The 11,924-nt window shown below is 50.4% G+C and carries 8 protein-coding genes; 2 read left to right on the top strand and 6 right to left on the bottom strand.

Annotation, left to right across the window (positions count from 1 at the left end; all coding sequences use genetic code 11):
• The first annotated feature begins 312 nt into the window (after nucleotides 1-312).
• Both ACN4EK_RS01235 and ACN4EK_RS01230 read left to right on the top strand, forming a co-directional pair.
• Nucleotides 313-936, top strand: coding sequence for a hypothetical protein (locus ACN4EK_RS01235; protein ID WP_431655511.1), 624 nt, complete (start codon nucleotides 313-315; stop codon nucleotides 934-936).
• A 228-nt stretch (nucleotides 937-1,164) separates the two neighbouring features.
• A complete protein-coding gene (locus ACN4EK_RS01230; protein ID WP_431655510.1) occupies nucleotides 1,165-1,800 on the top strand; it encodes a L,D-transpeptidase in 636 nt (211 codons plus the stop codon).
• 41 nt (nucleotides 1,801-1,841) lie between these two features.
• Here the strand turns inward: ACN4EK_RS01230 and ACN4EK_RS01225 are convergent, their stop codons facing one another.
• The 6 genes from ACN4EK_RS01225 to ACN4EK_RS01200 form a co-directional block, all read right to left on the bottom strand.
• On the bottom strand, nucleotides 1,842-3,812 hold the full coding sequence (locus ACN4EK_RS01225; protein ID WP_431655508.1) for an ATP-binding response regulator: 1,971 nt from the start codon (nucleotides 3,810-3,812) through the stop codon (nucleotides 1,842-1,844).
• Nucleotides 3,809-6,487, bottom strand: coding sequence for an ATP-binding protein (locus tag ACN4EK_RS01220; RefSeq protein ID WP_431655507.1), 2,679 nt, complete (start codon nucleotides 6,485-6,487; stop codon nucleotides 3,809-3,811). Before ACN4EK_RS01220 ends, ACN4EK_RS01225 begins: the two co-directional genes overlap by 4 nt.
• On the bottom strand, nucleotides 6,472-7,293 hold the full coding sequence (locus ACN4EK_RS01215) for an alpha/beta fold hydrolase (protein WP_431655506.1): 822 nt from the start codon (nucleotides 7,291-7,293) through the stop codon (nucleotides 6,472-6,474). Before ACN4EK_RS01215 ends, ACN4EK_RS01220 begins: the two co-directional genes overlap by 16 nt.
• Nucleotides 7,294-7,445: 152 nt before the next feature.
• Nucleotides 7,446-8,201 carry a DUF922 domain-containing Zn-dependent protease gene (locus ACN4EK_RS01210; RefSeq protein ID WP_431655505.1) on the bottom strand — a complete coding sequence of 252 codons (756 nt, stop codon included), beginning with the start codon at nucleotides 8,199-8,201 and terminating at the stop codon, nucleotides 7,446-7,448.
• A gap of 257 nt (nucleotides 8,202-8,458) precedes the next feature.
• The gene (locus ACN4EK_RS01205; RefSeq protein WP_431655504.1) at nucleotides 8,459-8,974 is read right to left on the bottom strand and encodes a hypothetical protein; all 516 of its coding nucleotides are present in this window, start codon (nucleotides 8,972-8,974) and stop codon (nucleotides 8,459-8,461) included.
• 113 nt (nucleotides 8,975-9,087) lie between these two features.
• Entirely contained in the window at nucleotides 9,088-11,916 is a 2,829-nt protein-coding gene (locus ACN4EK_RS01200) for a CHASE2 domain-containing protein (protein WP_431655503.1), read from the bottom strand.
• Between the last annotated feature and the right edge of the window lie 8 nt (nucleotides 11,917-11,924).

The raw sequence follows: 11,924 nt of genomic DNA, 5'->3' as shown, positions 1-11,924 counted from the left end.
CGAATCCTTCCTGGAGTAGAAAAATTAATGTTTCGAGTTGGTTATGGTTCTAGGTAGTGCTGCAAGCAGTACAAACTCACAGTCAACCTTATAGGTTCGCCCTGTTCTTATACCTTTGGTGTTGCTAAGGATTATGGATTAAATGAATTCGCAACCTGTACGGGCGGATTTAGCAGAGAAATCTGCGCTCTGCAATGAATTTGACGGCAAAACCCGCCCCTACCTGATCTCGAACTGATTTAATTCCCATTCCTAACTGCACCCAAGGACTAACAGGTTTCATGTCCTTCAATCAACCATTTAGGGAAAGTGATGAACTTGAATCATAGTCAACATGCAATCAAAAAGCTGGCTGGTGTTGTCGGCATTGTAGCATCCAGCGTTTTACTCAGTCTGCCAGCGCTTGCCTTGATTGAGGCTCAATCGGCGGATTCTAACCAAGCCGCTCCAGGTCCCTTCATTGCCCAGACCGGTACTGGTGGCACCACTACTACACCTGGGGGTGGCACTGGCAATACAACGGGTGGTACAGGTGTTGATGGCACTGGCACTCCCACGACGGGTACGGATGGTAGCGTCATGGATCCTAATCAACCTGCTGGCACTGGCACCGGGACTGGGGCTGGCGGCGGCATGGTAACCCCCGGAGGCACTGGCACTGGCACTGGTGGCGGCATGGTGACTCCAGGAGGCACTGGCACCGGCACCGGCACTGATGGCACCGTGATCACTCCAGGGGGTGCTGGCACTGGAACAGGTGGTGGTGCGGGTGGTTTTGATGGCACTGGTACTGGCACTGGTGGCTTTGATGACACAGGTGCGGACGGTTTTGATGGCACCGGCGCTGGCGGTGGTGCGGGCGGCACAGGGTTTGATGACACTACTGGTACAGGTGGTGGAGCTGGTGGTGTAGAGGGTGTGCGGGCACTTTGGTAGTTGCCAACGCCAGGATCAGTGGTTGTCGGGATAGGTTGGTTACAAGTCGTCATTGAATTGTTGATGGCACTGCGCTAATCTATTCCGCCGATCGCGACCCATTTTCAAGGCTGTGGGAGGTGTTTCTCGTTAGACTAGCCTCTCACAGGCACTCAAAAGCACTATAGACAGATGCAATGATCAGGATGCTAACCACTACTGACCAATAGTAATTCTTATTGACCGATCGTGTTGCAAACTATTAAATGGTTATTACCAGTTGCCAGTATTACTGGATTACTCTGGTTATATTACAATCCTCATCTTTCGGTGGTTTCGAGATCGAGTCAGGCTCCGAGTTCAACGGCTCCAGCCGCCGTATCGTCTCAGCCATCTCCCAGTCCTGCAAAGCCAACCGTCACCGCTAAATCGTCAGTTGCAAAACCTAAATCCATATCCACCACCACATCATCCTCGCTTGATCCGACGCTAGAACCAACCCGGCTGGAGATCAGGCTGAAGAGTCGAGCAGTGATATTTTATCTGGATGACATTGAAATGAATCGCTACCCCATTGCGATCGGGCGATCGGGATGGGAAACGCCTCAAGGCAAATTTAAAGTACTCCAGATGCAGAAAAATCCTAACTGGATCAATCCATTAACGGATCAAAAAGTGCCAGCCGGAGATCCCCAAAATCCCTTAGGTTCCTATTGGATTGGTTTTTGGACTGATGGCAGAGATTGGATCGGATTTCATGGAACTCCCGATCGCCATACTGTGGGGCAGGCAATCTCCCATGGGTGTATTCGCATGTATAACGAGGACATCACTAACTTGTTCTACCAAATTAATCCGGGGACACAAGTCGTGGTGATGGAATAATGTTCTCGTAGTGGGTATTAGCCCAGACAGACAACATGGCATTAATGAGGCACTTCTGAGCGTTTCAGGATCTGGTGCAGGGTGGTTAATAGCTCCTTAATCGTAAATGGTTTCGGCAGGAAGGCAAGTACCCCAGTATCCGTTGTCTCCGAGCATAATTCACTCGTCACCAAACCACTCACAGCCACAATTCGCACATGCGGATTAATCTCTTTCAGGGCTCGAATCGCTAACGCCCCATCCATTGACGGCATCATCATATCTACGATGACCAGATCAATAACTTGAGGATGTTGCATATAGAGGGAAATCGCTTCTACACCATCATTTGCAATTAAGGTGTCATAACCATAGGCTTCTAAAGAGTTTTGCACCACCTCACGAATTGCCGCTTCATCATCCACAATCAACACCGTTTCCCCATGTCCAACGGGTACTCCCATATCTTCCGATGGCGAGCTAACGGTTGGGGCGATCGCCGGGAGAAACACATTAAATCGTGTGCCTTGACCGATTTCACTAGCAACGGTCATAAAGCCGCCGTGACTTTTGACAATGCCAACGACCGTTGATAGTCCCAAGCCAGTGCCTTGACCAAATTCTTTGGTGGTAAAGAATGGCTCAAAAATCAGATCAATAATGTCGTTGGGAATCCCGGTTCCCGTATCCGCCACCGTCAGCAATAAATAAGCGCTCATTTTCGCCTCCGGATGGGCTTGCATAAAGGCAACATCGAGTTCGATATTTTCAGCCGATAGCCTCAGTTTGCCACCGTTGGGCATGGCATCTCGGGCATTCACACACAGATTCATCAAGACCTGATGCAGTTGGGTCGAGTCACCCGACACCACCCACAGATCCGGTGGCAGGTTGGTTGCAATGGTAATGGACTTGGGAAACGTTTCCTCGACAATTTGTTTGATTTCTTGCAATAACTGCCCTGGCTGAATCAAGGTATGCTTCCCTTCAATACCGCGCACAAACGCCATCACCTGACGAATTAAATCAGCGCCGCGCTTAGTATTTTTTTCGATCAACTGCAACCATTTCTGACTCTGTTGATCTTGATATTTCATCGCTAGTAGCTGCACTGACATCAAAATGGGTGTGAGGACATTGTTGAGATCGTGGGCAATCCCACTGGCTAAAGTCCCCAAACTCTCCATGCGCTGCGATCGCAGCAGTTGCCGTTCCAGTTGTTTGCGTTCAGTCACATCTTGAATCAGCACGTAGGCACCCTGCACCTCAGATCCCTCATAATGCGGCACATAGGTGATCTCCAGGTTATATAATTTTCCCTGACGGGGCAGAGTATTTTCGTAAGTCACCGTTTGCCCTGCTAGTGCCAGCGTCAGCTTTGGCAGCAATTCTTGATAGAGGGATTCCCCAATCAAGTCGCGCATGTGCCGATTTTGCAGTTCCTCCCGAGGCAGTTGAAACCATTCTTCATAGCCACGATTGACAAAGCGATAACAGTGGTGGCGATCGATATACGAGATCATCACAGGCAAAGCATCGGTAATCAGCCGGAGTTGGGCTTCTCGCTGCCGCAACTGTGCCTCTACCTGAATCCGTTCCTGAATCTGCTGTTCCAGTTGCGTATTTTGTTCCTGTACCTGCCGGGTCAAATTACGCAGGTTCAGGTGCAACTGAATCCGAGCCAGCACTTCCTCTTGCTGAAACGGTTTGGTGATGTAGTCTACCGCGCCCAACTGAAATCCCTTCACCTTATCCACGGTTTCGGACAGCGCTGTCATAAAAATAATCGGCGTATCCTGCGTTGCCTGCTGGGATTTCAAGATCTGACAGGTGGCAAACCCATCCATTTCCGGCATTAAAATATCAAGCAGAATTAAGTCTGGTTTGGCATACTCCACTTTCTGCAACGCACTTTTACCACTTTGGGCAACCAGCACCTTAAACCCGACATCCCGCAAAAAATCGAATAGCAAATTCAAGTTGGCGGGCGTATCGTCAACAATCAGAATTGTCGATGGCGTGACAATAGTCATATCTGTTCTCGATACTGGCGAATCAACTCTAAAACCTGCTGCTCTTCAAACCCTCGCACTAACTGAGTTAAGGGACGAGTCAACACTAGCCAGCGATCGTCTGCCTGCTCTAAATGAGCAATATAATCCATAATGCCTTGTAAATCGCCCTGCATGGCAAGATCGAGCAGAATATCTAGTTCAGACTGGGTGGACAAGGTCGCTAAGGTATCCGCAATGGCAACGGGATCGTGGGGGGCGATCGCAGATCTAAAATGCACCGATGCCCTTGGCAACTCTTCAGGCTGCTGATAAATCCACGTCAGGTTCAGATGAATTCGTAGTTGCTCCAACAGTTCGGCTTCATGTACCGGCTTCGGTAGAAACCCATTGCAGCCTGCCTGCCGACTCGTTGCTTGATCGAAGTCTAACGCACTAGCAGAAACCGCCAGAATGACTATATCTTTCAGAGTTGGAGACGATCGCAACCGGCGAATTGCCTCAAACCCATCCATAATCGGCATCACCAAATCCATCAAGATCACATCCGGGTGAAATTCGTATGCCCGATTGAGTCCATCCTGTCCGTCTACTGCCTCCATCGTGGCAAATCCTAATGGTTGTAGTAGCCCCAGTAACACTGAGCGATTTTCCCACTGGTTATCGACCACCAACACTTTGCGGCGATCGCCCTCATACCCCACAATAGGGGGCAGTGGTAGAGCAGACATCCCACCTGAGTTAGTCATTTCAGGCAATACCAGATCAAACCAGAATGTACTTCCCTGTCCTGGTTGGCTGTTCACCTGAATATCGCTCCCCATCAATTGTAACAACTGCCGGGTAATAGTCAGCCCCAGTCCGGTACCCTCACTCTGCCGCCGCGTTTCCCCCGCCTGCTGAAACGGTAGAAAAATTGTGTCTAATTGTGTCGCTGCAATGCCTACCCCCGTGTCCTCAACCTCAAACCGCAGTTTCGTCAAACCCAGTGGCAAATCATCCTCAACGGGTTGGACTCGAAAGGTGACCTGCCCTTGCTCGGTAAACTTAATGGCATTGCCTAAGAGATTGAACAACACTTGCCGCAGTCGTTTTTCATCTGCCCAAACGAAATTGGGTAACGGCGCGATCGGTTGATAAATAAAGGCAATGTCTTGACGGGCACGTACTTTAAACATCTGTACCAAATTTTCTAGAAAACTAGAAAAATGAAATTCATGGGGATGCAGTTCCATCTTTCTGGCTTCAATTTTGGACAAATCGAGCACGTCATTAATCAGGGTCAACAAATGTTCACCGCTATGGTGAATAATCTCTAAGCCATTGCTTTGCTGTTCCGTCAGATTGGTCGATTTTTTCAGAATCTGGGCATATCCCAGAATGCCATTGAGCGGAGTTCGCAGTTCATGACTCATATTCGCCAGAAACTCGCTCTTAGCTCGGTTAGCAGATTCTGCCATTTCTTTCGCCTGTTGAGTCGCCACCTCTGCCTGCCAGCGCTGGGTAATATCGTCAATCACCCAGAGGCGACCGGGGACATGGCGCAGATCAATGGGTGTACTCGACAGGCTCAACACTTGCGGGTAAGGTTGGCTAAAAAACCATTGCCAATCGCGGATTTCTCCCTGGGGCTGGGTAAATAACTGCGCCGCCTGCTGCGTAATTGCCTGCTGATTATCTGCCCTCAACCGGAGTGCCGTCATTGCCTGGGCGATCGCGATCGGTTCCACCGCACCCTGGGGTAATCCCAGTTGCAGTGCGGCGACATGATTCAGCCATCCTTGTTCCCCACTCTCCTCAACAAACACCACCCCCTGGGGAATCGTTTCTAAAATGGCTCGGAGCCTCGCCCGTGACTGATCTAGCCGCAGCGTCATATCCTGAAACCGCAGCAAATTTCGCATCCCATTTAGCACTGTTGCTAAGAACTGCTGAAGCTGAGGTGAAAACTGCACCGGGTCATACCAGAACAGGACGATCGCCCCCTGTACCTGCGCCACCTGAGATAAGGGCAATACCGCCACCGATTGCACCCCCTGTGCCACCAAAACAGTCGCCGCCGTCGCCGTTGCCGGATAGTTGGGATAGTAAATACAGCGATTTTGGGCGATCGCGTCAGCAAATAACTTAGGGGTTGTAAGTCGATCGGGCAGGGCATCCTCGGGTAGACAGACCAGAGCTTCTGCTGTCACGTCATCTAATTGGCGTAGAACGATCGCACCATCTGAGCCAGCAAAGGTTTTGAGCGTCGTGAGAGCATAGGCGATCGTCTGTTCCGGACTAGCGGCAGTTTCAGTTTGGATCAAGTTCGCCAGGGTAGTTTGGGCAGCACTGTGCCATTCCCGTTGCAATAACACACGTCGCACCAAAGGACTCAATATCCCCGCCATACCCAAGGTGAGCAGTTGCCGCGTCAGCATCCCATCCCCAGACAACAGCAGTAGTACCGCCCAAAGCCCACTACTCGCCAGGACGATCGCTTTAGTAGGTGGATATAGGATGAAACCAGTCAACAGAACGGGAGCTAATCCCAGCCAGGGAGGACAACCATTCAATCCTTGCCACACGAGTAAAATCACCGTCAACCCTAGCAACAAGGGTTCAAAGCTCGGCAACCGCTCGGGATGGTAGGGAGGCAATGGCTTACCTCTGTTGTCTCCAGGACGATCGGGCAGCAGATTCAGGCGGCTAAACATGCGGCGATGGTTTGGGTGACAACCTCAGGCGCACTCAGATGGGGTAGATGTCCCTGGGCATTAATATTGATTAAGCGAGAGTGGGGAATATGCTGCGCCAAATAGTCACCAACCACCAAGGGCACAGCAATATCATTATTCGATTGCAAAATTGTGGTCGGCACAGTCAAGCGGGATAAATCGGCTCGGTGGTCAGATTGAAAGATGACTCGCGCCACTGCCTGAGCAATATCGGGACGAATGGCAGACAACGTTCTCGCAAATTCAGTCGCCAGTTCCGGACGATCGGGATTGCCCATCGCGATCGGGGCAAAACCACTCACCCAGGCATAGTAATTGGAGGACATAGCCGCATAGAGGGCATCCAGGTCAGACTGCTCAAATCCACCAATATAATTGGTTGCGGCATCATTCACATAGCGAGGCGATGCCCCAACAAAGATCAGTTGGCTAAAGCGACTGGGATCCACCAGAGCCGCCAGCAAGCTAACCATCCCACTTACCGAGTGCCCCACTAAGATGACTTGCGATAGCTGTAATTCGGCACACAACTCCAACAGATCCTCGGCATAGCTGTAGAGCGAACTATAGCGACGGGGACTGTAGGCAGCCATATCCGAGTTTCCAGCCCCCACATGATCAAATAAAACAATGCGGTAATCAGCTTGAAAGGCGGCTACTTGATGCCGCCAAGCCGTTTGGTCGGAACCAAACCCGTGAGCGAAAATAATTGTCTGTTCCCCTTGCCCCAGAACTTCCACGTTATTGCGTTGGAACACACGGCTGGGCATAGATAATGCTGGCATAACACTCGATCGGCGAAGGGTAAGCTAGACCCTATCACATCCCACTTGATCGATCAGGGTCTAGATCAATCTTAGAGGGCGGATCTGGCAATCACCCGGATGCAAACCAAAGTTAATGACGATCGCATCTATCCCAATACCAATTTTTTGCTTTAGCGGCGAACCGTAGCCGGAGTTGGAAACACAGCCCCCTGGGTATAACCATGCCAGGTCGCGTCGTCGTAGGCAATGTCTTTCTGGTTGTACCGTTTGATCACCGATTGAGCCGAGGCATTCGCCGCTCGATTCAGTTGCAGACACGAAGGATAGGCAGGCAGGCGGCTTAAGGTTTGCAACACCTCTTTGCCAGCATCAATGCCATGATTTTGATGCCCCTCTTCATGGTGCTGTAATGACACCATATAGCGTTGCCATTCCGTGATCAGCGATCGCGGTGTCCCAGCGGGGGGTGTCCACTGGGGGTAAGTCAACGTCACATTAACCCGTACCTTGGGAGCCTGGATCGCACACTGGTTATCAATCTGACGATGATTGTACGACCACTGAACCACCCAGTCAGTTCTGGCATCATATCGTCGTCCTTCATGGGGATCCATTAGCCCCTTTTGGGACATTTGCGATCGTAACTCTGAAGCCGTCACCCCAGTAATGGAGTAGTAGCGGTAGTGGAGCTTTACGGTGGGGGCGATCGTGGCAGACGACGGTGCGGTTGGCGTAAATTGGCGCGGTTCCGGCAGATAGCGGCGAGGAGTCGATGCCGACCCAGGATCCCGAACTGCAATTACGGTCGGATGGGTGCTCGCGAATGCTGGTGATTGTAGTGTAGAGGTTGTCGTAGGGGTGGGTTTTCCAGCATAACCAGCGGCTAAGGTCAGTAGGCTTAAGATCAAAACTTGCGAATGTAGCACAACCAAGAGTTCCTTCTCAGCAAATCCTGAAGATAGGATGCCCTGATTCCGCCAATCTCTACCTGAAGGTAGATGAACTTAACTCAAAATTTACTTAAATCTCATCCATAAAACAGTACTAAGAGAGAGAAATAGAATTGTTAATAATTAGTGTTTGCATAAAAATTTACTGATCCTCTTATGGAGTGTCATGCTCAGTGCAGTCAGTATGACAGTAGGGTGTGATCGTTCACCCTAGATCGCCTGCATCATGCCAGTTAACGCGGCGGCACTTGCACGATCGCCGAAGCCGCGATCGGCTGACCCTCATGCGTTAAATCTTCGTGACCGTTTGCATTCAGTGTCACAGTCAGGCGATGTTCTCCCGGTGCCAAATTTGCCAGGTGATACCAGGAGCCATACAACCGGGTTAGTTTCTGACCATCAATGTATAAATGGGCATGTCCTTCAGTCGTGATACTCTGCTGGTTAATCCGTTCGGGAGCAAAGCGAAAGTTCGTGACTTGGACTTCTAAATTCCAGCCTTGCAGCGCATCAGGATGCACCACTAATTTCACGGTCGGAACAGGTTGCCCCGAGGGAATCGCTAAGGTTTTATGATGGTGCTGATCAGAGCCAGCACTCGCTGGAGTGGCAGGACTGGTGCTCATCCCTGGCAGTTCATGAGCATGATGATCATGTCCAGGGTTAGCCTGACTGGCAACTTGACTCAACACGACACTACAGACCACTATGGTAGCCGTCAGTAATCGTTGGCGCTGGATTAGTTTCATAGGTTGGTTTAACCGCATAGCATCCCGGCAACATGAGTGCGCCCTCATTGTGCAGGGAGTTGGTAGGTCTGTCAAAAGACAGGTTGTAAAATTGCTGTTGGTACTAATGCAAATTAAATGCGTTGTTCTAATGCCTCGACCACCCGAATATATTCAATCTCCATGTGCCGCAATAACTGCTGCATTTGCTGAACATCCTCTCCGACTTGACTGACGGTTTCCAACCCATGACACAGGTTTGCCATCGCCTGCGCCCCAAGATTGGCACTGCTGCCGCGTAGGCTATGGGCAAGATGCTGTAACTGCATAAAGTTTTGCTCTGCCAGGGCTATTTTTAGCGCTTGAATCCGTCGGGACGTATCTCGCAAATAGTCATAAATTAACTGATTCAATTCCTCGGCTGGCATATAGGATTTTAGTTCTGTTAAATCGATCGCGGCAGCAATGGGGGCAGGTTCGGGTCGGACAACTGGCAGATCCCAGGAGGATTCTCCTGACGGGGCCTGTTTTAGCGCCTCAATCAGTTTTTCGGGTTTGATCGGCTTTGTCAGATACGCATTCATGCCTGCATTGACCGCCTCCGCCTGGGCATCTTGAAACACATTGGCACTTAGCCCAATAATCCAGGGTTGATGCGGCAAATTCAACCGAATTGCTCGAGTGGCACTCAATCCATCCATTTCCGGCATTTGAATGTCCATCAGCACCAGATCATACGGCGATCGCTGAAGCGCCACGATCGCTTCCTGACCATTGCCGACAATATCCGGTTGATATCCCAGGCGTTGCAACATAAATCGCATCAATTGTTGATTGGTGAGATTATCTTCAACCACCAGAATCTTAAATGGATAATATCGGGCAAATTCAATATCCCATAGCGATGAGGCTTGCCCACTCACCTGAGCCGGATCAGATAAGGGGGATAACAGAGTAGCACAGGCACAGATTGTAAAGGAAAAGGTCGTGCCTTGCCCCACCTGGCTAGTCACATGAATTTGCCCACCCATTAATTCACACAGGCGTTTGCAAATAACTAATCCTAACCCCGTACCACCATACCGCCGAGTGATGGAACTATCTACCTGGCTAAAGGGTTGAAACAAGCGATGTAAACGCTCGGGAGGAATACCAATTCCCGTATCTTGCACCGAAAATTGCAGTTCATGGAGCTTTGTTTCTGGCTCAACGATCGTGGTGGATAACGAAACTAATACCTTACCAGCCTCAGTAAATTTAATCGAATTTCCAACTAAGTTCAATAAAATTTGGCGTAGGCGAGCAACATCTCCAATTACCAATTCCGGTACATGATCTGCCACAATTGTCCGTAGTTCTAACGACTTTTCTACTGCACGATTAGCAAATAAAGCCAGCACTTCATCTAGACATTGGCGAGGACTAAAAGGTGCGCTCTCTAATTCCAACCGACCGGATTCAATTCGAGAGAAGTCTAAAATATCATTAATCACCGATAGCAGCACCTCTCCCCCAGTGCCGATCGCCTGCACCATCTGTCGCTGTTCAACATTGAGCGTCGTTGTCAGTAACAGATTCGTCATACCAATCACCGCATTCATCGGAGTGCGAATTTCATGGCTCATGGTTGAGAGAAACTCACTTTTGGCGCGGTTCGCCGCTTCCGCTTCCATTCTAGACTGCTCTAAGCGCAGATTTTTTTCCAACAGTTCTTGCGTTCGTTCTTTCACCTTTTGCTCAAGCAACTGATTCGCCTGTTTCAGGGTTTGCCACACCCAATATCCCCGACTCAACAACCCGGCTGTGCCGAATGCCAACACTGGAGCGATCGCCACTAACCACCAGCCGACCATAAACAGACTATAGGCACTGCCTAATAAAATGCCGATCGCCAAAGGCACAGCCACGATCGCCGCCCGCAGCGATCGCACTAACCAACCTAAAATCACGCCAACGAATGACCATCCCCCAATCCATAGCCATTCCAGCCATTCCCATGGACTTTGCAAGGTCGAACGCGCATCCAAGGCACTGGTAATTAATTGGCTGGAAAGATCGGCATGGAGTTCTACCCCTGCCCACGCCTCCCGAATATCGGTGGTATAGGGCGTAAAAAAGCGATCGCCACGGACACTTTCCGCCGTTAGCCCAATTAATACCACCTGTCCCTCAAACCGTTCATTAGGAATTCGCCCCTCTAAGATATAGCGAATCGGGATTTTGGGAATTTTTCCCGATGGTAATCGGAGCAGGTTGGCAAGAATTTGATAGCCGCCTACATCCACATTCACATAGCCCCCGGCATTGGGTAACAAGCGTTGAAACTGAGCCTTGCCTAACCGGATTGTGGTGCCATCTGATTCCAGTTGGGGAGTCGTTTGGTGCAGCTTTAAGTAATCCAATGCCAACCGCGTCCCTAATGCCAACATGGTTGTGCCATCCTGAGACACGGATAACAGATGGCGACGAATAATGCCATCCGAATCGACCACTAAATCATTAATGGCAACTTGATCACGCTGCTCTAGCACCAGCGGCGGCTCAACGACCGGGCCATTGCGATTGCCGACCAACTTTTTAATCCCAATTAAATTGGGGGTCGTGTTAAACACCTGCTGTAACTGTGAGGTTCCCGGCTCCACGGGCAAATCCCGATAGAGATCCAACCCAATCACCGCTGGGTTTGCCTGCCGCAGGCGTTGTAATAAAGTTGCCAGTTGCACATCCGACATCGGCCATTGCCCTAACCGCCGGATATCCTCTTCATCGATCGCCACAATCACAACGGGCGGATCGCGATCTTCCGGAGGGCGTAACCGAAACCAGGAGTCCAGTACCGTTAGCTCTAGGGGTTGCAGTCCACCAGTCAGTTGTAGCCCAATCACCGCTGCCGCTACCCCCAGCCCGATCTGACCCAGCTGATGCAGTGGTAAGCAACAATGTCTGAACAACTGCTGGATCATGAGAACGC

It is taken from the genome of Pantanalinema rosaneae CENA516, assembly GCF_050753385.1.
Taxonomy (GTDB): domain Bacteria; phylum Cyanobacteriota; class Cyanobacteriia; order Leptolyngbyales; family Leptolyngbyaceae; genus Pantanalinema; species Pantanalinema rosaneae.
This window is presented reverse-complemented; position numbering and strand designations above follow the sequence as displayed.